The sequence below is a fragment of the Kitasatospora sp. NPDC051705 genome (genome assembly GCF_044453265.1).
GTDB lineage: Bacteria > Actinomycetota > Actinomycetes > Streptomycetales > Streptomycetaceae > Kitasatospora.
The window spans coordinates 1-23,722 of sequence record NZ_JBITCO010000050.1 but is presented as its reverse complement, the minus strand read 5'-3'; the positions used below and the strand labels follow the sequence as shown (position 1 = coordinate 23,722).

Annotated in this window: 18 protein-coding genes and 1 pseudogene; 8 read left to right on the top strand and 11 right to left on the bottom strand. The window is 72.5% G+C overall.

Features of this window, described 5'->3' with window-relative positions:
- From ACIA8Q_RS33370 to chvE, 8 genes are all read right to left on the bottom strand, one after another.
- The coding region (locus tag ACIA8Q_RS33370; protein ID WP_396318278.1) for a non-reducing end alpha-L-arabinofuranosidase family hydrolase at positions 1–1,665 on the bottom strand (1,665 nt) is incomplete at its 3' end.
- 181 nt (positions 1,666–1,846) lie between these two features.
- Complete coding sequence (locus ACIA8Q_RS33365; protein ID WP_360212069.1) at positions 1,847–2,650, bottom strand: hypothetical protein; 804 nt, start codon at positions 2,648–2,650, stop codon at positions 1,847–1,849.
- Complete coding sequence (locus ACIA8Q_RS33360; protein WP_387906445.1) at positions 2,647–3,180, bottom strand: SigE family RNA polymerase sigma factor; 534 nt, start codon at positions 3,178–3,180, stop codon at positions 2,647–2,649. Before ACIA8Q_RS33360 ends, ACIA8Q_RS33365 begins: the two co-directional genes overlap by 4 nt.
- 131 nt (positions 3,181–3,311) lie before the next feature.
- Positions 3,312–4,331 (bottom strand): expansin EXLX1 family cellulose-binding protein, encoded by a 1,020-nt coding sequence (locus ACIA8Q_RS33355; RefSeq protein WP_387906443.1) that lies wholly within the window; start codon positions 4,329–4,331, stop codon positions 3,312–3,314.
- 156 nt (positions 4,332–4,487) lie between these two features.
- Positions 4,488–7,109, bottom strand: coding sequence for an RICIN domain-containing protein (locus tag ACIA8Q_RS33350; RefSeq protein WP_396318277.1), 2,622 nt, complete (start codon positions 7,107–7,109; stop codon positions 4,488–4,490).
- A 324-nt stretch (positions 7,110–7,433) separates the two neighbouring features.
- The gene (gene mmsB, locus ACIA8Q_RS33345; protein ID WP_387906438.1) at positions 7,434–8,669 is read right to left on the bottom strand and encodes a multiple monosaccharide ABC transporter permease; all 1,236 of its coding nucleotides are present in this window, start codon (positions 8,667–8,669) and stop codon (positions 7,434–7,436) included.
- A 3-nt stretch (positions 8,670–8,672) separates the two neighbouring features.
- The gene (mmsA, locus tag ACIA8Q_RS33340; RefSeq protein WP_387906436.1) at positions 8,673–10,220 is read right to left on the bottom strand and encodes a multiple monosaccharide ABC transporter ATP-binding protein; all 1,548 of its coding nucleotides are present in this window, start codon (positions 10,218–10,220) and stop codon (positions 8,673–8,675) included.
- A gap of 80 nt (positions 10,221–10,300) precedes the next feature.
- Positions 10,301–11,395 (bottom strand): multiple monosaccharide ABC transporter substrate-binding protein, encoded by a 1,095-nt coding sequence (gene chvE / locus ACIA8Q_RS33335; protein WP_387906433.1) that lies wholly within the window; start codon positions 11,393–11,395, stop codon positions 10,301–10,303.
- Between the two features lie 540 nt (positions 11,396–11,935).
- On the opposite strand from chvE, the gene ACIA8Q_RS33330 reads away from it, so the two are divergent.
- The 5 genes from ACIA8Q_RS33330 (at position 11,936) to ACIA8Q_RS33310 (ending at position 18,362) form a co-directional block, all read left to right on the top strand.
- Positions 11,936–12,970 carry a LacI family DNA-binding transcriptional regulator gene (locus ACIA8Q_RS33330; protein WP_396318276.1) on the top strand — a complete coding sequence of 345 codons (1,035 nt, stop codon included), beginning with the start codon at positions 11,936–11,938 and terminating at the stop codon, positions 12,968–12,970.
- A gap of 328 nt (positions 12,971–13,298) precedes the next feature.
- On the top strand, positions 13,299–14,996 hold the full coding sequence (locus ACIA8Q_RS33325; protein WP_396318275.1) for a ribulokinase: 1,698 nt from the start codon (positions 13,299–13,301) through the stop codon (positions 14,994–14,996).
- The gene (locus ACIA8Q_RS33320) at positions 14,993–15,670 is read left to right on the top strand and encodes an L-ribulose-5-phosphate 4-epimerase (protein WP_396318274.1); all 678 of its coding nucleotides are present in this window, start codon (positions 14,993–14,995) and stop codon (positions 15,668–15,670) included. The genes ACIA8Q_RS33325 and ACIA8Q_RS33320 overlap by 4 nt, the downstream gene beginning before the upstream one ends.
- An 11-nt stretch (positions 15,671–15,681) precedes the next feature.
- The gene (gene araA, locus ACIA8Q_RS33315) at positions 15,682–17,190 is read left to right on the top strand and encodes an L-arabinose isomerase (protein ID WP_396318273.1); all 1,509 of its coding nucleotides are present in this window, start codon (positions 15,682–15,684) and stop codon (positions 17,188–17,190) included.
- A gap of 83 nt (positions 17,191–17,273) precedes the next feature.
- The gene (locus ACIA8Q_RS33310) at positions 17,274–18,362 is read left to right on the top strand and encodes an aldose epimerase family protein (protein ID WP_387906423.1); all 1,089 of its coding nucleotides are present in this window, start codon (positions 17,274–17,276) and stop codon (positions 18,360–18,362) included.
- Here ACIA8Q_RS33310 and ACIA8Q_RS33305 read toward each other — a convergent pair.
- Complete coding sequence (locus tag ACIA8Q_RS33305; RefSeq protein WP_396318279.1) at positions 18,341–18,493, bottom strand: hypothetical protein; 153 nt, start codon at positions 18,491–18,493, stop codon at positions 18,341–18,343. The two genes, ACIA8Q_RS33310 and ACIA8Q_RS33305, sit on opposite strands and share 22 nt — an antisense overlap.
- Before the next feature lie 168 nt (positions 18,494–18,661).
- On the opposite strand from ACIA8Q_RS33305, the pseudogene ACIA8Q_RS33300 reads away from it, so the two are divergent.
- Both ACIA8Q_RS33300 and ACIA8Q_RS33295 read left to right on the top strand, forming a co-directional pair.
- Positions 18,662–19,093 (top strand): annotated as a pseudogene (locus tag ACIA8Q_RS33300) (glycoside hydrolase family 11 protein); the annotation flags it as partial.
- Positions 19,094–19,431: 338 nt separating this feature from the next.
- Positions 19,432–20,475, top strand: a complete 1,044-nt coding sequence (locus tag ACIA8Q_RS33295) for a LacI family DNA-binding transcriptional regulator (protein ID WP_387906420.1) — start codon at positions 19,432–19,434, stop codon at positions 20,473–20,475.
- A gap of 40 nt (positions 20,476–20,515) precedes the next feature.
- Here ACIA8Q_RS33295 and ACIA8Q_RS33290 read toward each other — a convergent pair whose 3' ends face one another.
- Positions 20,516–21,487, bottom strand: coding sequence for a glycoside hydrolase family 6 protein (locus ACIA8Q_RS33290; protein ID WP_360212095.1), 972 nt, complete (start codon positions 21,485–21,487; stop codon positions 20,516–20,518).
- A 260-nt stretch (positions 21,488–21,747) separates the two neighbouring features.
- Between ACIA8Q_RS33290 and ACIA8Q_RS33285 the strand changes: the two genes are divergently transcribed.
- Positions 21,748–22,773 carry a LacI family DNA-binding transcriptional regulator gene (locus ACIA8Q_RS33285; protein WP_360212097.1) on the top strand — a complete coding sequence of 342 codons (1,026 nt, stop codon included), beginning with the start codon at positions 21,748–21,750 and terminating at the stop codon, positions 22,771–22,773.
- Between the two features lie 86 nt (positions 22,774–22,859).
- On the opposite strand, the gene ACIA8Q_RS33280 is transcribed toward ACIA8Q_RS33285, so the two are convergent.
- A partial coding sequence (locus ACIA8Q_RS33280; protein ID WP_396318272.1) for a non-reducing end alpha-L-arabinofuranosidase family hydrolase occupies positions 22,860–23,722 on the bottom strand: 863 nt, incomplete at its 5' end.

The following is a 23,722-nucleotide window of genomic DNA, read 5'->3' as shown; positions in this document are numbered from 1 at the left end:
GACGTTCGACGCGTAGACGAGGTGTTTGCCGTTGTAGACGACGTCGGTGAAGTCCTTCAGCGCGCCCCAGCCGTTCGCCGGCTGCGCGAGCGCGCCCGTGGACGACCACCGGTACGTCGACGGCAGTGCGCACGAGCCGCCCGTCGGCGCCGGCGTCGACGAACCGGACGGCTTGAGGCTCCAGTGCTGGTTGGCCGCGCCCCAGGAGTCCCAGATCTGGACGGCGGTGCCGTTGGCGGTCTGGTTGCCGGGGGTCTCCAGGGCCCGGCCGCTCGCGGCGTTGGTGAGCGTGTACGAGCCGTCGCTGTTCCGGGTGGCCTTCCAGCGCTGGTTGGCGCCGCCGGTGGAGTCCCAGACCTGCATCCGCGTCCCGTTGCCGGTCCGGCCGCCGGGTTCGTCCAGGACCCGTCCGCTGGCGATGTTGGTCAGGGTGTAGGAGCCGTCGTCGTTCCTGGTGGCGCGCCACTGCTGGTTGGTGGCGCCGCTGGCGTCCCAGACCTGGAGCGGGGTGCCGTTGCCGTTCCACCCCGCGGGCTCGTCGAGGACGCGACCGGAGGCTCCCGCCGCGGAGAGCGTGTAGACGGTGCCGGAGGTGATGCCGCCGTCCGTGGTGCCGCCGCCGGCGCTGCCCAGGGCGGTGAGCACCGCGTCGTAGGCGCTCTTCCGGTTGCCGTTGTCGTCGAAGAGCAACGGGTTCTCGCCGGTGCGCCAGGAGTCCCTGTCGCGGATGCCCCACACGGTCGTGCCCGTGCAGCGGGGGACGTCGAGGCAGGCCTGGACGGCGTCGCGGTACGCGGTGGCGGACGCCTGGGCGACGTCCAGTTCGGTGATCTGGACGTCGACGCCGAGCGCGGCGAAGTCGGACAGGGTGGTACGGAAGCTCGCAGGCGGGCCGCCCGCGCCGAAGTGGCTCTGGAAGCCGACGCAGTCGATGGGGACGCCGCGGGACTTGAAGTCCTTGACCATGGCGTAGACGCCCTGGGTCTTGGCGTCCGACCGGTTCTCGATGCTGTAGTCGTTGTAGCAGAGCTTGGCCGCGGGGTCGGCGTTCCTGGCGGTGCGGAAGGCCTCCTCGATGAAGCCGTTGCCGAGCACGTTCTGGAACACCGAGGGGCGGTGCTGGCCGCTCCCGCCGTCGGCGAACGCCTCGTTCACCACGTCCCAGGCGTAGATCCTGCCCTTGTAGTGGGCCATCTCCTGGGTGATGTGGTTGTTCATCACACCGCGCAGGGTGTTGGCGTCGGTGATGGAGGAGACCCAGTCGGGCAGCTGGGAGTGCCAGACCAGGGTGTGGCCGCGCATGCGCTGGCCGTGCCCGGAGGCATGGCCGACGATCGCGTCGGCGGGGGCGAAGTCGAACGATCCGCGCGAGGGCTCGACGGTGTCCCACTTCATCTCGTTCTCCGGGGTGACCATGGTGAATTCCCGGTCGAGAACGGTGGAGTACGTCGAGTCGCCGAGCCTCCCGGCGGCGACGGCCGTACCGAAGTAGCGGCCGCTAGCGGCCGCCGCCGGGCCCAGCGCGGTGGGCTTGCCGGCGTTCGGCGTCCGTGCGGCCTGGGCGATCAGCGGTACGGCGGTACCCGCGGCGGCGAGCACCACGGCGGCCGCGATCAGACGGCGGGTTGCCGGACGGCGGCGATGGGAGCGGTTCTGGTCTGGCAAGGGCTTGTCCTTCTGAGCGGGCGGGCCTTGGTGCGGCTCTGGTTACCCGTCAGTTGCCGCCCTGGGGGGAAAGGTTGCCGGGCCGGGGAGGACATTTCGTCGACCGGGAGAGTGGTGCGGCCCTCACGGAGTGACGCCACCCCGCCCGCCGACCCCGTGGGGCCGGCACACCGGGCGGGCCTCAGCGCGCCGGGCCGAACCCTCCCCAGACCGAGGCGGGGCCGCCGGCCGACTGGGCGTCGACCCGGTAGCCGTCGTTGGCGGCGCTGCGCACGCCGGTGGCGTGGTTGAACTGGCCGGCGAACTCGTGCTGCCCGACCGGAACCGTGCGGCCCGGCTTCAGCACCCAGCGGTAGAACAGCACGCCGCCGGACTCCTGGACGGTGACCGTGAAGTCCTCGCTCGGAAGCGTCCGCCAGTTCCCGGTGTCCCGGACCTCGCCGGTCTGGGCGATCCGTAGCTCGACGGTGAGCGAGGTGAGCGGCTGGGTGGTCCTGAGGACGAGGTCCTGCTGGGCCCAGTACACCGTGCTGTGGGAGTCGACCGATCCCTCCGACCACAGCGCACCGTTCACGGGGTGGCTGCTGGCCGAGGGGGTGGGGCGCGGACTGCCCGGGGTGGTGGCCGGGGCGGGTACGGGGGGCGGGGTGACGGTGCCCGGGGCTGCCGGGGTCGGCGAAGGGGTGACCGTCGGGGACGGGGTCGCGGTCGCAGTCGGGAGCGGGCCGGCCGGGGTGGTGGTGACGGTGTCCGGCTGCAGCGGTGTCCGGACGATGCCGGCGACGGCCAGGCCGCCGGTGGCCAGGACGCCGGCCGTGGCGAGGGCGGCGAGGGCGGCTCTGGGCCACGACCTCATGACCGCCGGCGCGCGGTGGCGGACGGAGGGGCCGGCCGCTCCGCGCTCGACGCGGGCCAGGATCCGTGCGCGGTCGGGCCGGTGGGCTTCGGCCGCTTCGCGCAGCTGCCGGGTGATGTGCTCGTTCACCGTACGTTCCTCCTTCCTGTCGCCAGTTCGCCGACCGCTCGTGCGCCGAGTGCGCGTTCCAGCTCGGCCATCGCCTTCGAGGTCTGGCTCTTCACCGTACCGACCGAGATGCCCAGCGCCGCGGCGGTGTCCTTCTCCGACAGGTCGAAGGCGTGGCGCATCACCACGCACGCCCGCTTGCGGAACGGCAGCCGGTCGAGCGCCGTCCGGACGTCCAGCACGGCGGCCACGTCCGGGCCGTCCGTTCGCTCGGGTGCGCGGGACCAGAACAGCAGCACCCGGCGCCGCTCGCGGATGGCGCTGCGGATCCGGGCCCGGGCCATGTTGGCGACCACCCCGCGCGCGTAGGCGAGGGGGTGGTCGGCCGCGCGGAGCCGGTCCCAGCGTCGCCACAGCGCGATCAGGGCGTCCGCGGCGAGGTCGTCGGCCGCGTCCGCCTCGCCGGTCAGGAGGTGGGCGAGACGGGCGAGTTCGGAGTAGTGGCGTTCGAAGAAGTCGTGGAACTCCGCGGACGCGTCATCGAGGAGCATTTCCCCCGGTCGCCCTCTCCCTGCAATGTGAACGTTAACAATGGGCGCGAGCGTAGCAGTGCCCGTCTCCGGCGCGGAGCGGGGGCCGCCCCGGAGGGGGAGCGGCGACGGCCGGCGGGCGAGCGGCGCGTTCAATGCCGGGCGAACTGGACTCGGGTCGGCTGGACGACGTCCGGCTTCACCGCGATCCCGTCGACGGTCAGCTGTTCCCCGTAGACGTCGGTGACCCTGACCGATCCGCCGCACCCGCCGCCGTCGGGGGAGCGGAAGTAGTTGTCGTCGGCGCGGGACAGCTGCCGCCAGCCGCCCGCGGCGCGGACCTCCAGCGTCGCCACCGGGTTGCGGTGGCCGATCACCTGGATCCCGCACCACCACTGGCTGGACCCGGTCTTGTACCGGATGGACATGGTGTCCGGCGCCGTGGCCGGGCTCAGTACCGTCCAGGTGACCGGCAGGCGGCCCACCGAGGGATCGGCCAGCTTGGCGAAGGCCTCGTGGCTGAGGTCGAGCTGCCCGGGCGCGCAGGGCAACGGGCACTCGTTGACGATCCGCACCGTGATGCTCGCCCCGTCGGCGGCGTGGACGCGTACGACGGCCCCGCACGCCCTGGACGACTCGTAGTCGGTGTGGTTCATCGCCGCGACCATGAGGTCACCGGACGGGCCGAACGAGCAGGCACCGTTGCCGTCCGCGGCGTCGTAGGAGGTCGCGACGCCCTGGTAGTCCGCGCCGGGCTTGATCCGCCCGGCCGGCGACGCCGTGGCGGGTGCGGGGCCGGAACCGCCGGCGGCGACCGACGGTGACGGGGTGGCCCTGGCGGACGCGGACGCGGAGGGGGTCGACGGTCGGGGTGTGGGACTGGCCGAGGGCGACGGCGTGCGGGTGGCGGCGGGCGCGGAGCCGGTGGCCGACGGCGGTGCCGTCGAGGGCGTGGGGTCGGCCGGGACGCCGGTGCCGGGAGGCATGCTGGGCTCGGTGGCCGCGGCGGACACGGCGGCCGGCTCCGTCGCACCGGCGTCGTTCCCGCCGCGCGGCAGGAGCGCGAAGGCCAGACAGACCAGTACGCCGACCGCCACCAGTGCCAACGGAATGCCCATCACCAGCCGGCGCGTGCGGTTCGCCTGCCGGGCGGCGTGCTTCGTTGCCCTCATTCCCGTCCATTCGGTAGATCGACTCGACGTTCCACCGCCCAGTGGGCGCCGGGAACGGGAAGGTTGCCGCGACGGCGCGGGTTTCTTCGCGGCGTTCTCCCGGGGCCGGTCCGGGGCGGGCGGTGCGGATCCCCGCCCGCCCCGGGGCCGGGCCGGTCAGGACGGGTCGCCGTAGACCACGCCGCGGCCGTAGCCGCCGAGGTACACCCGGCCGAAGACGTCGGGGTCGCCGGAGACGACGTTGATGACGCTCCCGCCGAACTGGTGCTGGTCGTCGTTGATCCGGGCCCACGTCGAGCCGCCGTCGGTGGAGCGGAACAGGCCGATGACGCCCTTGACCTTCCCGCTCAGGTACAGGGCCTGGTAGCCCGCCCCGGGCGCCGCCTTGCCGAAACCGACGGCGCCCGCCTGCTCGACGCCGTCGAGCCTGCGGAACGTCGCCCCGCCGTCGGTGGAGTGCCGCAGCCCGTTGCCGCCGCCGGCGATCCACAGGTCACCGGCGACGCCCGGGACGGCCTTGAGCGGGCCATCGCCCAGTCCGGCGGCCCGGGCGGTGAAGTGCCGCCCACCGTCGGTGGAGGCGTAGAGGGTGCCGCCGCTGAGCGCGTAGAAGGTGTTCGCCACCGAACGGTCGGCCACCACGGCCGCCTCCCCGGGCAGGCCGGAGACCGCGGTCCAGGACGTGCCCCGGTCGGTCGAGAGGAACGGCGTCCGGCCCGCCGGGGTCCACACCACGGTGCCGCCGTCCGCCGAGACGGCGGTGGAGCCGCCGCCCGCGTCGCCCACCGGAGCGGCCGCGAAGGGAGCCCAGGTGACTCCGCCGTCGGCCGACCAGGCACCGTGCTGCGCGCTGCCGAGGCCGACCCGCACCATGAACTCCGGCTTGCCCTGGGCGAAGTCGATGCCCGTGGTGTTGGTGAACAGCGGACCGCTCAGCGCCTTGGCGGGGACCTTGGTCAGATCGTCGTGCCGGAATCCGCCGATGTCGCCGAGCGCGCTGATCAGCGGGAGGCCGGGCGGCTTGACCAGGCCGAGCGTCGCGGTCTCCTCCAGCCCCCTGGCCGGGACGGTCCAGTGCGTCGGCCGCCCGCCGTCGGCCGCCGTCACGTCGCTGCTGCCCCACATGCCGGAGCCGGTTCCGTAGAGCACGTGCCCGGAGTCGTAGGGGTCGATGGCGAGCGCGCCCATCCAGTGCCCGATGCCGGTGCCCACGTAGGGTGCCGCCGAGTTGTCGCGTTCCGAGGTCGCCCCGAGGGCCTTCCAGGTGGCGCCGCCGTCGGTCGAGCGGTACAGCTCGTCGGAGGGCCACCAGCGGTCCATGGTGGTGACCATCACCGTGGCCGGGTGCTGCGGGTCGACCGCGAGGCCGGCGAAGCCGTAACCACCGCTGGACGGCGAGACGTTCTTCCAGGCCCCGGTGGAGGGCGTGTACTTCCACACCGAGCCGGCCGTCACCCCGTTCGGGCCGGGCGCGTTGGTGTACGTCAGGTAGAACGAGCCGTCGCCGGACAGCACGCCGTGCTGCGGCAGCTGGCCGGTCGGTTGGCCGGGGACGGCCTGCCAGGTGGCGCCGCCGTCGGTGGAGCGGTACAGGGAGGTCGACCTGTCGGCGACCCCGACGTAGACCGTCCTGCTGCCGGACGGGCCGAAGGTCACGAAGGACAGGCCGACGCCGCTGCTCGCGCCGTCCTTGACGGGGAAGGCGGTGACCTGGCTCCACGTCACGCCGTAGTCGGTGCTGCGCCAGAGGCCGTTCTTTCGGGTGCCCAGGTAGAGCGTGCGGTGGTCGGAGGGGTCGACCACCAGCCGCTCGCCCATGGACCGGCCGTCCTCGTTGCCGCCCAGTTTGAAGGGCAGGTCGGTGCGCTGGAACGTCCGGCCCTGGTCGGTGGAGCGGAGGATCGCGCCGTTGCCCGCCCAGTCGTTGGTGTAGGTGCCGCTGGCCAGGTACAGCCGGTCCGGGTCGACCGGGTCGGTGGCCAGGCTCTCGATCCCGAGCAGGTTCCAGTCGGCGCCGCCGATCCAGTCGGTCAGCGAGGTCCACTGCCCGGAGGCGGCGTCCCAGCGGTACGCGCCGCCGATGTCGGTCCGGGCGTACAGCAGGTCCTTGCGGGCGGGGTTGAAGACCAGTCCGGTGACGAAGCCGCCGCCGACGATCTGTGCGTTGTGCCAGGTGTACCCGCCCGCGCCGGGCACCTTCACCAGCTTCCACCGCTGATTGGCGCCGCCGGTGTCGCCGTACTGGATGAGCGGTACGCCCTCCTCCTCGCCTCCGCCGCAGACGTCCAGCACCAGGCCGCTGCCACGGGAGACGAACTTCACCGCGCCGTCGCCGACGTCCTGCATCCGCCACTGCTGGGAGGCGGCGGCGTGGTCGCTCTGTTGCTCGACGGCGGACACGGGCCGGGAGGAGCCGTCGTGCACTCCGAGGACCTTGTGGGTGCCGCGGTTCTCCAGCTCGTAGTAGCCGTCCCCCACCAGCCGCAGCCTCCACTGCTGGCTCGCGGCCCCGGCCACGCGGTTCGTCTGCCGGGCCCGGGCACCGTCGGCCGCGTCCGCACCGGGCACGTCCAGGGCCTTGTCGCTGCGGACGGACACCAGCGAGTAGTACGCGTCGGGATCCACCGACGCCGCGTCGGAGTCGGCCTGCACGAAGAGCAGGTACGGGCCGAGCACGCCGGGCACGCCCAGTGCCAGGCCCAGCGTCGTCCAGCGCCGGCGGTGGCGCCCGCGGGGACGCCGGCCGCGACCGGTCGCCGTGGGATCCGTCTCGTTCATGGGGGGCTCCTTGCTTCGGCCCCGCCGAGGCGACCCGGCCCGGCTGGGCGGCCGCGTGCGGCGGTCGGCGGTTGAGGGGGACGGCCCGGGGGACGTTCCGCCCTCGGTGTCGTCTGTCAGTTGCCGCCAGTCCGCGGGAGGTTGCCGCCCGCCGGAAGGAATCCCGGCACGTGCCGGCACTGGTCGTGCTCGCCCCGGTGCCGGCGGCCCGCCGAACCCCTCGGAGGGGCCCCTCGCCGGAGAGCATCCCCTCGGGCGCCGGCACGGGGGACAGGACGGGCCGCGGTGCGTGCGCACCGCGGCCCGTCCCCGTCGAGCGGTCGGTCAGGAGCCGGCCCGGCGCTTGTTGTAGACGTCGAAGCCGACGGCCGCGAGCAGCACCAGACCCTTGATGACCTGCTGGTAGTCGGTGCCGACGCCGACCAGCGACATGCCGTTGTTCAGCACGCCCAGCACCAGACCGCCGATGATCGCGCCGAGGACGGTGCCCACGCCGCCGCTGGCGGAGGCGCCGCCGATGAACGCGGCGGCGATGGCCTCCAGCTCGAAGTTGATGCCGGCCTGCGGGGTACCGGCGTTGAGACGCGCGGCGAAGACCAGGCCGGCGAGCGCCGCGAGGACGCCCATGGTGGTGAAGGCGAGGAAGACGACCCGCTTGCTCTTCACCCCGGACAGCTTCGCCGCCGCCTCGTTGCCGCCGATGGCGTAGGTGTGGCGGCCGATGATCGAGTTGCGCATCAGGTAGCCGAAGCCGACCAGCAGCGCGCCGAGGATCAGCAGCACGATCGGCACGCCGTGGTAGCTGGCCAGCAGCAGGGTGAAGGCGGCCACGGCCGCGGTGATCACGCCGAGCTTCGCCAGGAACAGTCCGATCGGAAGCGGCTCCAGCCCGTACGAGGCGGCCTGCCGCCGGCCGCGCACCTCCTGCAGGATCGCGACGGCCAGCACCGCGAGGCCCAGCAGCAGGGTGAGGTTGTGGTAGTCGGTGTGCGGGCCGACCTCGGGCAGGAAGCCACTGCTGATGCTCTGGAAGCCCTTCGGGAACGGCGCCACCGACTGGCCCTGCAGGATGATCTGGGTGCCCCCGCGGAACAGCAGCATGCCCGCCAGGGTGACGATGAACGAGGGGATCCCGAGGTAGGCGATCCAGAAGCCCTGCCAGGCGCCGGCGAGGGCGCCGATCGCCAGGGCGACGAGCACCGCCACGGGCCACGGCACCTGGTGCTTGACCATCATCACCGCGGCGGCGGCCCCGACGAAGGCGGCCAGTGAGCCGACCGAGAGGTCGATGTGCCCGGCGATGATGACGATCATCATCCCGATCGCCAGGATCAGGATGTAGCCGTTCTGCTGGATCAGGTTGGTGATGTTGAGCGGTTGGAGCAGGATGCCGTCCGTCCAGATCTGGAACAGCAGCACGATCAGCGCGAGCGCGACCAGCATGCCGTACTGGCGCACGTTGCCCTGCACCGCGCGGGCCAGGACGGAGCCGATGGAGGGGCTCGGACCGGTCTGCGGTGCCGTCGGGGACGAATCAGGGATGATCTCGGTCGGGGCCATGCCTTACACCTGCTCGTTGCTGGAGGCGGCGCTCATGGTCATGAGCCGCATGAGGGTTTCCTGGGTGGCGTCGCCACGGGCGACCTCGCCGGTGATCCGGCCTTCGGCCATGGCGTAGATCCGGTCGCACAGACCCAGGAGTTCGGGGAGTTCGGACGAGATGACGAGCACCGCCTTTCCCTGGGCGGCGAGTTCGGCGATGACGGTGTAGATCTCCGCCTTCGCGCCGATGTCGATGCCGCGGGTGGGCTCGTCGAGGATCAGCACCTCGGGCTCGGCGAAGATCCACTTGCTGAGGACGACCTTCTGCTGGTTGCCGCCGCTGAGCGTGCCGGTCCGGGTGAACACCGTCGGGGCCTTGATGTTCATGGTGCGGCGGAAGGACTCGGCGACCTTGGCCTCCTCGTGCCGGTCGACGCGGCCGTGGCGGGCGACCTTGCCGAGCGCGCTCAGCGAGATGTTGCGGCTGATGTCGTCGATGAGGTTGAGGCCGAGCTGCTTGCGGTCCTCGGTGACGTAGGCGATGCCGTGCCCGATCGCCTCGGGGACGGTCCGGGTGCGGATCTCCCGGCCGTGCAGCCGGACCCGCCCGGCCGCCCACCGCCCGTACGAGCGGCCGAAGACGCTCATGGCCAACTCCGTGCGGCCGGCGCCCATCAGGCCGGCGATGCCCACGATCTCACCGCGCCGCACGCTCAGCGAGGCGCCGTCCACCACCATGCGCTGCTGGTCGATCGGGTGCCGCACGCTCCAGTCCTCGATCTCGAACGCGACCTCGCCGATGTCGGGGGTGCGCTCCGGGTACCGGTGCTCCAGGTCCCGGCCGACCATGCCGCGGATGATCCGCTCCTCGGAGATGCCCCCGGGGCCGATCGCGATGGTCTCGATGGTCCGCCCGTCGCGCAGGATGGTCACGGAGTCCGCGACCCGGGCGATCTCGTTCAGCTTGTGCGAGATGATGATGCAGGAGATGCCCTGCGCCTTGAGTTCGACGATCAGGTCGAGCAGCTTGCGGCTGTCCTCGTCGTTCAGCGCGGCCGTCGGTTCGTCCAGGATGAGCAGCTTGACCTTCTTGGCCAGCGCCTTGGCGATCTCGACCAGCTGCTGCTTGCCCACGCCGAGGTCGGCGATCCGGGTGTGCGGGCTTTCGGCGAGGCCGACCTGACGGAGCAGTTCGGCGGCGTGGCTGAGCGTGCGCTGCCAGCTGATGATGCCCCGGGAGGCGTGCTCGTTGCCGAGGAAGACGTTCTCGGCGATGGACAGGTACGGCACCAGCGCCAGTTCCTGGTGGATGATGACGATGCCGCGCTGCTCGCTGGCCCGGATGTCCTTGAACCGGCAGGGCTCGCCCTCGAAGAGGATCTCGCCCTCGTAGCCGCCGTGCGGGTGGACGCCGCTGAGCACCTTCATCAGGGTGGACTTGCCGGCGCCGTTCTCACCGCAGATGGCGTGCACCTCGCCGGCGGCGACGCTCAGGTTGACCTCGGAGAGCGCCTTCACGCCGGGGAACGACTTGCTGATCGACCGCATTTCGAGAACGGGTCCAGCCATGGTTGTGCGTCCGTATCGTTCGGGGCGGTGCGGGCCGGTCCCCCGGGTGCCGCACCGCCGGTTCGGCAGGGCCCCGCGGGCTACTTGAGCTGGTCCGCGGTGTACTGGCCGCTGTCGACCAGGACCTTCTGGTAGTTGTCCTTGTCGACGCTGACCGGCTGCAGCAGCTGGGCCGGGACGGTCTTGACGCCGTTGTCGTACTGGTTGGTGTCGTTGACCTCCGGCTTGCCGCCGGTGAGCAGCGCGTCACCCATCTGGACGGCGGCCTTGGCCAGCTGTCGGGTGTCCTTGTACACCGTCTGGGTCTGCTCGCCCGCGATGATCGACTTCACCGAGGCCAGCTCGCCGTCCTGGCCCGTGACGACGGGCAGCGACTTCGCGGTGCCGTAGCCGACGCCCTTCAGGGAGGAGATGATGCCGATCGAGATGCCGTCGTACGGAGAGAGCACGGCGTCGACGTGGGCGCTGGTGTACGACTTGCTGAGGAGGTTGTCCATCCGGGACTGGGCGAGCCCGCCGTCCCAGCGCAGCGTGGCGACCTGGTTGAACTCGGTCTGGCCGCTCTGCACGACCAGCTTCTTCTGGTCGATGTACGGCTTGAGGACGCTCATCGCGCCGTTGAAGAAGAAGGTGGCGTTGTTGTCGTCAGGGGAGCCGGCGAAGAGCTCGACGTTGAACGGGCCCTTGCCGTCCTTGAGGCCGAGCTTGTCGGCGATGTAGCCGCCCTGGAGGACGCCGACCTTGTAGTTGTCGAAGGTCGCGTAGTAGTCGACGTTCGCCGTGCCGCGGATGAGGCGGTCGTAGGAGATCACCGGGATGCGGGCGTCGGCGGCCTTCTGCAGCACGTTGGTGAGGGAGGAGCCGTCGATGGCGGCGATCACGAGCAGCTTGGCGCCCTTGGTGATCATGTTCTCCACCTGGGAGACCTGGTTCTCGACCACGTTGTCGCCGTACTGCAGGTCGGTCTTGTAGCCCTTGGCCTGGAACTCCTTGACCATGTTGGTGCCGTCGTTGATCCAGCGTTCCGACGACTTGGTCGGCATCGCGATGCCGACCAGACCGCCCTTGGCGTCCCCCTTGGCCGCACCGTCGCCGCCGCCGTTGGCGCTCTGGCCGCAGGCCGCCAGTGAGAGCACCAGGCCCGCGGCGACCAGGCCCGCCGAAATTCTCCGCACAGTTCCTCCAGTGGTGTTCCGCGACCGGCACAGCGCGTCCTCTGACTGGGCGGCTGGTAGCGGTCGGGCGAGGCCGGCCGGGAGCGGTCCCTCGGGCTGTGGGGCGTCGGGGTGGCGGCCGCCCTGGCCTGGCGTTACATGAGTGTTAACGCTCACATCTGTTGGAGTCAAGAGGGTTCGGGGCATCGTTGGGTCCCCGAGATCTGGCGTCGGCTCCCGGGCGGTCGCGGCCGGGCGGCGCGCGTCGCAGGCGGCGGATCGGGCGCGCCGGCGGCGGCGCCCGCTGGCGGTCGGGCCGGCGCTCGGGCGCCGCGGGCGCGCCCGCCCCGACGCGGGTAGGCGGGGCGTCGGGGCGCCCGTCGAGCCGCCGCCTCCGCCGGCCGGGGGCGAACCCGTGCGCGCGCCCGCTGTGCCGCGCCGGTCGGTTGTCGGCGGCCCGGGCGGTCGGGCGCGAAGAGTGTCGCGCCCCTCGACCGAGGGTGACGGAACGCCCCGGGGCTGGTCGCGTACTGTGGGCGGCAGCCGAGGAGGGGAGAGCCCGTGGGAACCGAGAGTGCCGGGACGGAACACCGCCAGCCCGTGATGGCGGACGTGGCGAAACTGGCGGGCGTGTCCCACCAGACGGTGTCCCGGGTGCTCAACGGCGCCCCGCACGTGCGGCCGGACACCCGGGAGCGCGTGCTGGCCGCCATCCGCGAACTGGACTACCGGCCCAACTCCGCCGCCCGCGCCCTGGTCACCCGCCGCTCGCAGACCCTCGGCGTGGTCAGCTTCGAATCGACGCTGTACGGACCGGCCTCGATGCTGGACGGCATCGAGCAGGCCGCTCGAAGCGCCGGATACTTCGTGAGCGTGACCAGCCTGCGCTCCCTCGACGGCCGGTCGGTCCAGGAGGCCGTCGACCGGCTGCGCGACCAGGGAGTGGAGGGCGTCGTGGTGATCGCGCCGCAGACCTCCGCCGTCAGCGCCGTGGCCCGACTCTCCAGCTCGGTGCCGGTCGTCGCGGTCGGCTCGGGCAACCAGACCCAGGTGCCCATGGTGTCGGTGGGCAACCGCTTCGGTGCCGGCCAGGCCACCGGGCACCTGCTCGACCTGGGTCACCGCACCGTGCACCACCTGGCGGGGCCGGCCAACTGGCTGGAGAGCCAGGACCGCGAGGAGGGCTGGCGCAGCGCGCTCCAGGCGGCCGGGGCCCCCGTGCCGGAGGTCGAGCGGGGCGACTGGAGCGCCCGCTCGGGCTATCAGGCCGGGTTGCGGATCGCGCGACTGCCCGATGTCACGGCCGTCTTCTGCGCCAACGACCACATGGCCCTCGGTCTGCTGCGCGCCCTGAACGAGGGCGGCCGGTCGGTGCCCGAGGAGATCAGTGTGGTCGGCTTCGACGACATCCCGGAGGCCGCCTACTTCATCCCGCCGCTGACCACGGTGCGACAGGACTTCGGCGAACTCGGCAGGCGGGCGCTGGAGCTGCTGCTGGGGGAGCTGGAGGGCGATTCGAGGTCCGCCCCGAGCCACGTGCGGATCCAGCCCGAGCTGGTGCTGCGCCGTAGCGTGGGCCCGGTCGTCCGCCGTTGAACCGCCGGCGCCGCCCGCCGCGCTGACGGCCCGGGCCGACGGACGCCCGGCGCTGGAGCGTCCTTGACACGTTGAATGTTAACGCTCACAATTTCTGTGAGCGTTAACACGAGCGAAACGCCCACCCACTCCGCCGGCCAGGCGCCACCATGTCCCGCTTCTGGGCGTCCGGCCGGTGGTCCATCGTTCCGCCCTCCTGAGGGGGAGGCCGCGGAACGGAGCCTGTCGCCGGTGAGCTGCCCCCTGCCCCGGCCGCGGATCCACCGGCGGCAGGCGACACCACAGGTGTGTCGCCCCAGTGCCTGGTCCCCGTACGAAGGATGACGACGTGACCGTGAATCCCGCTGCCCCCGACCCGGAGAGATACGTCGTCGGGATCGACTTCGGCACCCTCTCCGGCCGCGCCGTGGTGGTCCGCGTGCGCGACGGCGAGGAGGTCGCCACCGCCGTCCACGAGTACCCGCACGCCGTCATCGAGCGCGAACTGCCGGGCACAGCAGAGCCGTTGCCGCCAGACTGGGCGCTGCAGCACCCAGGGGACTGGCGCGAGGTGCTGCAGACCGCCGTCCCGGCGGCACTCGCCGCCGCCGGCGTCGACCCCGCGCACGTCATCGGGATCGCCACCGACTTCACGGCCTGCACCGTCCTGCCGGTACTGGTCGACGGCACCCCGCTGGCCGAGACGGCCGACTGGGCGTCCCGCCCGCACGCCTGGCCCAAGCTCTGGAAGCACCACGCCGCCCAGGCCCAGGCGGACCGCATCAACTCCCTGGCCCATGCCCGGGGTGAGAAGTGGATCTCCCGCTACGGCGGGCGGATCTCCGCGGAGTGGCAGTACGCCAAGGCCCTCCAGGTCCTCGAGGAGGACCCGGCCGTCTACACCGCGACCGAGCGCTGGATCGAAGCCGCCGACTGGATCGTCTGGCAGCTCACCGGCGCCGAGAGCCGCAACACCTGCACCGCCGGCTACAAGGGCATCCACCAGGACGGGAGCTACCCGAGCGAGGACTACCTCGCCGCGCTCCACCCCGGGTTCGCCGACTTCGCCCGCACCCGCCTGGAGCACCCGCTCTCCCCGCTCGGCTCCCGGGTCGGCTCGCTCACCGCGCAGGCGGCACGGTGGACCGGCCTGCGCGAGGGGATCGCGGTCGCCGCCGGCAACGTCGACGCGCACGTCGCGGCACCGGCCGCCCGCGCCGTCGACAACGGCCAACTCCTCGCCATCATGGGCACGTCCACCTGCCACGTCGTCAACGGCGCGGCGCTCGCCGACGTCCCCGGCATCTGCGGTGTGGTCGAGGACGGCATCGTCGCCGGCTCCTACGGCTACGAGGCCGGGCAGAGTGCCGTCGGCGACATCTTCGCCTGGTGGCTGCGCCAGGGCGTCCCCGCGGACTACCTGGCCGAGGCCGAGGCCGGCGGCGAGGACCTGCACCGGCTGCTCACCCGCAAGGCCGCCGCCCAACCCGTCGGCGCGCACGGCCTGGTGGCACTCGACTGGATGAACGGCAACCGGTCCACGCTGGTGGACCACCACCTCTCCGGCGTGATCGCCGGGCTCACCCTGGCCACCCGCCCCGAGGAGATCTACCGGGCCCTGCTGGAGGCCACCGCCTTCGGCACCCGCGTCATCGTCGAGGCCCTGGAGCAGGGAGGGGTCCCCGTCACCGAGTTCATCGTCACCGGCGGCCTCAAGAAGAACGCCCTGCTGATGCAGATCCACGCCGACGTGCTGCGCCGCCCGGTCTCGGTCGCCGAGTCGGAGCAGGGCCCCGCCCTCGGATCCGCGATCCACGCCGCGGTCGCCGCCGGGGCGTACCCGGACGTACGGACCGCGGCCGAGGCCATGGGCCGGGTGCGGCGGGGCGCGTACCAGACCGATCCGGCCGCCGCCGACGCCTACGACCGGCTCTTCGCCGAGTACCGCGCCCTGCACGACCACTTCGGTCGCGGGGCCGACAAGCTCCTGCACCGCCTGCGCGACATCCGCAACGCCGCCGTCACCACACCGAGCGAGGCCCCGTGAACGCGACCGACACGACCGTCGACGCCATCCGCCGCCAGGTCAGCGACCTGCATCAGGAGCTGGTCCGCTACAACCTGGTGGTCTGGACCGCCGGTAACGTCTCCGCCCGCGTCCCGGGAGCGGACCTGCTGGTCATCAAGCCCAGTGGCGTCTCCTACGACGACCTGTCTCCGCAGAACATGATCGTCTGCGACCTGGACGGCAACGTCGTCGAGGGAGCCCACGCGCCGTCCTCGGACACCGCCGCGCACGCCTACGTCTACCGCCACCTGCCCGAGGTCGGCGGGGTGGTCCACACCCACTCCAGCTACGCCTGCGCCTGGGCGGCCCGCGGCGAGGCCGTCCCCTGCGTCCTGACCGCGATGGCCGACGAGTTCGGTGCCGAGATCCCCGTCGGCCCGTTCGCGCTGATCGGCGACGACTCGATCGGCCGGGGCATCGTGGACACCCTCAAAGGCCACCGTTCACCCGCCGTGCTGATGCAGAACCACGGTGTCTTCACCATCGGCAAGGACGCCAGGGCCGCCGTGAAGGCCGCCGTGATGTGCGAGGACGTCGCCCGCACCGTCCACCTCTCCCGCCAGCTCGGCGAGCCCCTGCCGATCGCGCAGGCCGACATCGACAGCCTCAACTTCCGCTACCAGAACGTCTACGGCCAGCCCCAGGCCGGATGAGGAGCCACCCCATGAAGAAGCCACTGGAGGGCCGCCAGGTCTGGTTCCTGACCGGCAGCCAAGGGCTCTACGGCGAGGACACGCTGCGCCGGGTCGCCGAGCAGTCCCAGCGGATCGCCGAGAGCCTGGACGGCGACGCCGGTGTCCCGGTCGAGATCGTCTGGAAGCCCGTCCTCACCGACGCCGCGGCGATCCGGCGGATCTGCCTCGAGGCCAATTCCGCCGACGACTGCATCGGCCTGATCGCCTGGATGCACACCTTCTCCCCGGCGAAGATGTGGATCGCCGGCCTGGACGCCCTGCAGAAGCCGCTGCTCCACCTGCACACCCAGGCCGATGTCGAACTGCCCTGGCAGACCATCGACATGGACTTCATGAACCTGAACCAGGCCGCCCACGGCGACCGCGAGTTCGGCTACATCCAGTCCCGCCTCGGCGTGCCGCGCAAGACCGTCGCCGGACACGTCAGCGACCCTGCCGTCGCGGCCCGGATCGCCGCCTGGGCCCGCGCCGCCGTCGGCCGCGCCGACCTGCGCAGCCTCAAGCTCGCCCGCTTCGGCGACAACATGCGCGACGTCGCCGTCACCGAGGGCGACAAGGTCGAGGCCCAACTGCGCTTCGGCGTCTCCGTCAACACCTACGGCGTCAACGACCTCGTGGCCGCCGTGGACACGGCGGAGGACGGCGACGTCACCGCCCTGGTCAAGGAGTACGAGGACGACTACCGCCTCGCGCCCCAGCTGCGGGCCGGCGGGGAGCGCCACGAGTCGCTGCGCTACGCGGCGCGGATCGAACTCGGCCTGCGCGGGTTCCTGGAGCAGGGCGGCTTCCGGGCCTTCACCACCAACTTCGAGGACCTCGGCGGGCTGCGCCAACTGCCCGGCCTCGCCGTTCAGCGGCTGATGGCCGACGGGTACGGCTTCGGCGGTGAGGGCGACTGGAAGACCGCCACCCTGCTGCGCACCCTCAAGGCGGCCTCCACCGGCCTCCCCGGCGGCACCTCCTTCATGGAGGACTACACCTACCACCTGGAGTTCGGCAGCGAGCTGATCCTCGGCGCCCACATGCTGGAGGTCTGCCCGAGCATCGCGGCCGGTACCCCCTCCTGCGAGATCCACCCGCTCGCGATCGGCGGGCGCGAGGACCCCGTCCGGCTGGTCTTCGACGCCGAACCCGGCCCCGCGGTGGTGGTCGGCCTCGCCGACCTCGGCGACCGCTTCCGGCTGGTCGCCAACGAGGTGGACGTCGTCGCGCCGCCGGCGCCGCTGCCCAACCTGCCCGTGGCCCGCGCCGTCTGGAAGCCCCGCCCGGACCTGCACACCTCCACCGAGGCCTGGCTGACGGCCGGCGCGCCGCACCACACCGTGCTCTCCGGCGCCCTCGGCACCGAGGAGCTCGAGGACCTCGCCGAGATGCTCGGCATCGAACTGCTGGTGATCGACGACGACACGAACATCCGTCGGTTCACCAAGGAACTGCGCTGGAACCAGGCCTACCACCGCCTGTCCCAGGGGCTGTGAGACCCCGGTCCAGCACCGGCGACGCCCTCCCGCCCGGCGGGCGTCGCCGTTCCCCGCAGCCCCGCGAGCAACGGAGTGATCCCGTGTCGAGTGACGCACTCGTGTCCGAGGGCGAACTGACCGTCTCCCAGGACGCCTTCGCCACCCTGCCCGACGGCCGGTCGGTCACCCGCTGGACCGTCGGTTCCACGGAGGGCGTCACGGCCGAAGTGCTCGACCTCGGCGCTCGCCTCCAGGCCCTCCACGCGCCCGACCGGAACGGTCGGCTCGCCAACGTCGTCCTCGGCTGCGACGGCGTCGACGACCTCCTCGGCGGCGCCGCGTACTTCGGTGCAACGGTCGGCCGCTACGCCAACCGGATCGCCGGCGGCGTCCTACCGGTCGCCGGAACGACGCACCGGCTGCCGACCCAGGCCGACGGCCACACCCTGCACGGCGGTCCGGACGGCTTCGCGACCCGCCTGTGGGAGGGCGTCCCCGTCCGGGAGGGGAGGCGGGCCGGAGTGCGGCTGCGCCTGCACAGCCCCGACGGGGACGAGGGGTTCCCGGGAGCACTCACCGTCGAGGTGACGTACCTGCTCGACCCGGCCGGCGCGCTGTGGATCGGCTACCGGGCGACCACGGACGCCCCGACGGTCGTCAACCTCACCAACCACGCCTACCTCAACCTGGCCGGCGAGGGCGGCGGGACGGTGCTCGACCACCGGTTGGGGGTGGAAGCCGCGGGCTACCTGCCGGTGGACGGCGGACTGATTCCGCTCGGCCCGGTCACGTCAGTCGCCGGCACGCCCTTCGACCTGCGCGAGCCGGCGGTGATCGGCGAGCGGGTCACCGACGGGGACCGGCAGGTCCGCATGGCCGGCGCCGGCTTCGACCACAACTGGGTGCTTGCCGGGAGCGGCTTCCGGCGGGCCGCGGTGCTCAGCCACCCGGCAAGCGGCCGGCGCGTCGAGTGCCTGACGACGGAACCGGGCCTCCAGGTCTACACCGGCAACCACTTCGACGGCTCGCTGACGGGCCGCTCCGGCCGTCCGTACCCGGCGTACGCCGGCATCGCGCTCGAGACGCAGCACTTCCCGGACTCGCCGAGCCGTCCCGCGTACCCCTCCACCGCCCTGCGCCCGGGCGAGGAGTTCCGCTCGACGACCGTCTACCGCTTCTCGGCGGAGTAGCGCGCGCCGACCCGGACGACGGTGAACCCGGCCGCCGCCGTCAGGTCGAGGTCTTCCTTCAGCCGTTCGTACGGTTGGTACCCGCGGTAGTAGGCGGCGCCGAACAGCACGCGCGGGGGCTGCGAGACCATCGGCACACCTCGGAACGCGGGGAGCCCCGGCCGCGGAGGCCACCGGTCAGCCGGACGCCCGGGCCGCCGTCGCGCGCGAGCAGGGCTTAGGGCCAATACCGGTGACTTTGGTGTGGTTCGGTCGTTGGGTGGAGTGTGCCAAGGCCTGGACAGGTGAAGTCGCCGGCGAGTGAGCGGACCGGGGGCACCATCACCACCGGCAACCACTTCGACGCCTGGGCCCGGGCCGGGATGCCCCTCGGCACCATGAACTACATGATCCTGGCGACCGAGGGTTACCGGAGCAGCGGAAGCTCCGACGTCACGGTCGACTCCACCGGCACGGGCGGTGGCGCCGGCTGCGCGGCGACGCTGTCGGCCGGTCAGTCGTGGGGCGACCGCTACGACCTCGACGTCGCGGTGAGCGGCGCGAGCACCTGGACGGTGACGATGAACGTGCCGTCGCCGGCCAAGGTCCTGTCGACCTGGAACGCTGCCGCGGGGTTCCCGGATTCGCAGGTCCTGGTGGCCAAGCCCAACGGCAACGGGAACACCTTCGGGGTGACGGTCCAGCCGAACGGCAACTGGACCTGGCCCACCGTCACCTGTGCCGCGGCCTGACGCGCCCCTGCCGACCGCCTCCCGCCGCACCCCTGCCCCGAACTCCGCCACCGGATGGGCCTGCTGACCCGGACCGAAAGCGCCTGCCGGCCCGTTCCCCCCTCCCCCAGGACCCCGGGCCACCGGCCACCCCGGCGGCCGGTGGCCCGGCCGGTTCGGCACCGACGGGCGAACGCCGTGCCGGCCGGACCGCAGGCCGGGGGATAGCCGGCCGTGCCGTTCGCGCCGGCCGAGGTTTCCGGCGGGGTTCGTCCCGCGGGGCCGAGCGGTTAGCATCCGTCCCGTACGGCCGGATCACAGCAGCGGAGTTCGCCCGGCGGGGCGTGCAGGAGGACCTGGTGACAAGAGTGGCGACCCTGGCCGAGATCGCGCAGGAGGCGGGCGTCTCGGCACCGACCGTCTCGAAGGTCCTGAACGGCCGGGCCGACGTCGCCCCGGCCACCCGCGAGCGGGTGGAGAAGCTGCTGCGCCGGCACGGCTACCGCCGGCGGGGCGGGGACAGCCGGACGAGCCCGCTGCTCGACCTGGTCTTCCACGAGCTGGACAGCTCCTGGGCGACGGAGGTGATCCGCGGCGTCGAGAACGTGGCGCGCGAGGAGGGCCTGAGCATCGTGCTGTCCGAGTCCGCCGGCCGGCCCACGCCTGGTCAGTCCTGGGTGGACGGGGTGCTCGCCCGCCGGCCGACCGGTGTCCTGCTGGTGCTGTCCGGCCTGGAGCGCGCGCAGCAGGACCAGCTGACGGGCCGCGGCATCCCCTTCGTGGTGCTGGACCCGGCGGGCGACCCCGGCCGGCAGGTGCCCGCCGTCGGTACCACCAACTGGGACGGCGGCCTGGCCGCCACCCGGCACCTGCTCGACCTCGGTCACCGCCGGATCGGCCTCATCGGCGGGCCGGCCAGGATGATGTGCAGCCGGGCCCGGGCCGACGGGTACCGCGCGGCGCTGGACATGGCGGGCATCGCGTACGACCCGGAGCTGGTCCGCGAGGGGGACTTCCACCACGAGGCGGGCCGTCGGATCGGGCTCGACCTGCTGGGGCGGCCGGACCGGCCGACGGCGGTGTTCGCGGGGAACGACCTCCAGGCCCTGGGGCTCTACGAGGCCGCCCGGGAGCTGGGGCTGCGCGTCCCCGAGGACCTCAGCGTGGTCGGCTTCGACGATCTGCCGCTGGCCCGCTGGGTCGGTCCGCCGCTGACCACCGTCCGCCAGCCGCTGACCGAGATGGCCGAGGTCGCGGCCCGCCTGGTCATCGACCTCGGACGGGGGGCCAGGCCCGCCGCCCTGCGGGTGGACCTGGCCACCACGCTGGTCGAGCGCAGCAGCACCGCTCCGCCGCGGGAGGCGGCCGGACCGGTCGGCGACGGGTCGCCGGAGGCGGGGTGACCGCCGGGAGCGCGGGCAGGGCCGGTGCCGGTCGGGAGCTTCAGTAGCCGTAGATCATCCTGTAGCCGACCTCCGGCAGGAACTGTCCGGCCGAGGAGCCGCCGCCGACGCCGCAGTTGCCGTCGGACTCCCCGGGGATCTTGATCCAGAGCAGCATCTCGGCGCCGCCGCCGCGCTGTGTGGGGGTGCCGATCCGGCGACCGGCCGGGTTGCACCACTCGCCGTTCGAGCCGTTGCCGTTGCGGCTGGTGTCGACCACGAAGGGCTTGGTGTAGCCGAAGGAGCTCAGGGCGGCGTTGACGGCGTTGCCGTAGGCGGTGTTCCGGCCGGTGGCGAAGTAGTTGGAGACGTTCAGCGAGAAGCCGTGAGCCCCGCTGACACCGGCGGCGGCCAGCTGCTGTGCCATGGCCGGGGCGGCGATCCAGCCGGGGTTCCCGGCGTCGAGGTAGACCCAGGTGTTGGGGGCCTTCGCCTTGAACTGGGCGATGGCGTTCTTCAGCATGGCGTTGCGCTCGGCGACCTGGGCGGACGTCATACAGCTCTCGTGGCCGAGGGCGTCGGGTTCCAGGACGACGAGGGCCGGCCGGCTGCCGACGCCGCTCGCGAAGGCCGCGATCCAGCTGTCGTAGGCGCCCCGGCTGCCCGCACCGCCACCGGACTGGCCGGCGCAGACGTCCCGGTCGGGAATGTTGTAGGCGACCAGGATCGGCAGCTTGTCGGCGGCGTCGGCGCGGCCGACGTAGGCGCCGGCGGCCGCGCCGATGTCTCCGCTCCAGTTGCCGAACCAGCGGGCGGCCGGCGTGTTGCCGATGGAGGACCGGATCGCGCCGGCGCGGCCGTCGCCCGGGTTGGCGTCGGCCCAGAGCAGTGCGGAGTTGTCGGGGTCGGTGTAGAAGCCGCTGGTCATGCCGGTGGGGTCGGCGGCATGGGCCGGACCGGCGTTGACGACGGCGAGGGCGGCGGTGAGGGCACTCGCCAGCAGGGCGGCTGCGGTGCGGACGGAGCTGCGCACGGGTCTTCCTCCAGGTGGGGGCGGAGAGTGGAAGCGCTTCCAGTTCGGCCGGTGGGGGCGGGACGCGCTGAGGGGAGGATCGCTCCCAGCTGAGTGCATGTCAAGAGGTCGAGCGTCACGTCGACTTGGGCGGAGGCCGAAGCGTCAGGACGTGGAAGCGCTCCCGGACCACGTTTCCGCCGCAGGCCGGGAGGGCGCGGGAGGGCGTGGAATCATGGCGTCGTCCGCCGCCCGCGCGAACCCGAGGAGCAGTCCCTTCCATGCAGCCGCCCCCCAAACGCATGCCGACCCTCGACGAGGTCGCCGAACGAGCGGGCGTCTCGCGATCGGCGGCGTCCCGGGTGATCAACAACGCTCCGCACGTCAGCCGCGCCAAGCGCGAGGCGGTCCAGCGGGCCGTCAGGGAGCTGGGCTTCGTGCCGAATCCGACCGCGCAGGCGCTGGCGACCCGCCGGGTCGGCGCCGTGCTGCTCGCGGTCTCCAGCGACGAGCCGGGCCTGTTCGCCGACCCGTTCTTCGCCGAGGTCGTCGTCGGTGTCAGCGAAGTGCTCGAGTCGACGGACCTCGAACTGATCCTCCTGCTGGCCAACACCCCGCGCGGCCGGGAGCGGTTCGAACGGATGGTGCGCTCCCGCCGGGCCGACGGAGTGATGCTGATGGCGCTGCGCGGCGACGACCCGCTTGCCCGGCTGGGCGCGCAGGCCGACCTGCCGGTGGTCTTCGGCGGCCTCCCGCTGGTCGGCGAGCCACGGTGGTACGTGGACGCCGACAACCGGGGCGGCGGCCGACTGGCCGCCGAGCACTTCGTGCGGACCGGCCGCCGGCGGCCCGTCGCGATCACCGGTCAGCCGGACGCCCGGGCCGCCGTCGCGCGCGAGCAGGGCTTCGCCGAGGGGCTGGCGCTGGCCGGCGTGCCGCTGCTCGGGGTCGAGCCCGGTCACTTCACCGAGGACGGCGGCGCGGAGGCGATGGAGCGGCTGCTCCGCGAACACCGCGAGCCGGACGCGGTGTTCGCCGCCTCCGACGCCACCGCGATCGGCGCCTTGCGGACGCTGAGGCGGCACGGGCTGAAGGTGCCGGAGGACGTCGCCGTGATCGGGTTCAACGATCTGGCGAGTGCCCGGCACTCCAGTCCGCCCCTGACCACCATCCACCAGCCGGTGCGGGCGCTGGGGCAGGAGATGGCCCGGATGCTGGTCGGCGCCCTCGAGGGGCGGGACCCGAGCCCGCTGATCCTGCCGACCCGCCTGGTCGTGCGGGAGTCCGCCCCCGACGGGTCGCCCTGACGGTCGGAGTGTGGTCGCCGGGGCACCCGCGCTTGCGCGCGGGTGTCCTGGTGGTGGTGTGGGCGTCGTGTGGCTGGTGGGGTGGGTCAGTGTTGGAGGGTGAGGAGGGCGGGGCGCCAGGGGAGTCGGTCGTAGGGGCCGGTGGCGTTGGGGGCTTTGCCCTGGTAGAGGAGTTGGAGGTGGCAGGGGTCGATGGTCATGGTCTGGTCGGGGTTGGTGCGGACGAGGTCGCCGTGGCTGATGTCGTTGGTCCAGGTGGCGCCGCTGTTGGCTTTGCCGGCGAAGGGGTTGTTCTCGGTGGCGGCTTGGGGGGTCCAGGTGCCGTTGAGGCTGGTGGTGGTGAAGGAGCGGAAGTAGCGGTGTTCGTCGGTGCCGCGGGCTTCGACGATCATGAGGTACTGGTTCCGGTCCTTGACCTTGTAGACCTGGGGTGCTTCGAAGAGGTTCTTGACGGTGTCGGTCATGACGGTGGTGTAGGAGGAGCCGAAGTTGCCGGGGAAGTTGTCGATGGGCATGCTCGCCCGGTAGATGCTGCCGTTGTCGCCGGCGAAGAAGAGGTACATGTTCTGGTCGTCGGCGATGAGGGTCTGGTCGATCGGGGCGGCGCCGGGGATGGTGCCGGTGAACAGTGGTTGGGGGGTGGACCAGCCGTTGGGGTTGGTGGGGTCGTCGGAGGTGCGGTAGATGAAGGGCCACTGGCCCCACTGGTAGGCGAGGACCCAGGTCTTCTTGGGGGCGAAGTAGAAGAGGGTGGGGGCGACGGCGTTCTGGTTCATCGCGGTCTGGGGGGCGGTGGCCATGTCCGGCCAGTCGGTGAACGGGGCGAACGCCATGGAGCCGTAGGAGGATCCCGAGACGTTCGACGCGTAGACGAGGTGTTTGCCGTTGTAGACGACGTCGGTGAAGTCCTTCAGCGCGCCCCAGCCGTTCGCCGGCTGCGCGAGCGCGC

Coding starts and splice junctions, on each gene's coding strand:
- ACIA8Q_RS33305 (WP_396318279.1), bottom strand. CDS start 18,493: ATGGTCTCGCAGCCCCCGCGCGTGCTGTTCGGCGCCGCCTACTACCGC.
- ACIA8Q_RS33350 (WP_396318277.1), bottom strand. CDS start 7,109: ATGAACGAGACGGATCCCACGGCGACCGGTCGCGGCCGGCGTCCCCGC.
- ACIA8Q_RS33355 (WP_387906443.1), bottom strand. CDS start 4,331: ATGAGGGCAACGAAGCACGCCGCCCGGCAGGCGAACCGCACGCGCCGG.
- ACIA8Q_RS33360 (WP_387906445.1), bottom strand. CDS start 3,180: ATGCTCCTCGATGACGCGTCCGCGGAGTTCCACGACTTCTTCGAACGC.
- mmsA (WP_387906436.1), bottom strand. CDS start 10,220: ATGGCTGGACCCGTTCTCGAAATGCGGTCGATCAGCAAGTCGTTCCCC.
- mmsB (WP_387906438.1), bottom strand. CDS start 8,669: ATGGCCCCGACCGAGATCATCCCTGATTCGTCCCCGACGGCACCGCAG.
- ACIA8Q_RS33285 (WP_360212097.1), top strand. CDS start 21,748: ATGCAGCCGCCCCCCAAACGCATGCCGACCCTCGACGAGGTCGCCGAA.
- araA (WP_396318273.1), top strand. CDS start 15,682: ATGAAGAAGCCACTGGAGGGCCGCCAGGTCTGGTTCCTGACCGGCAGC.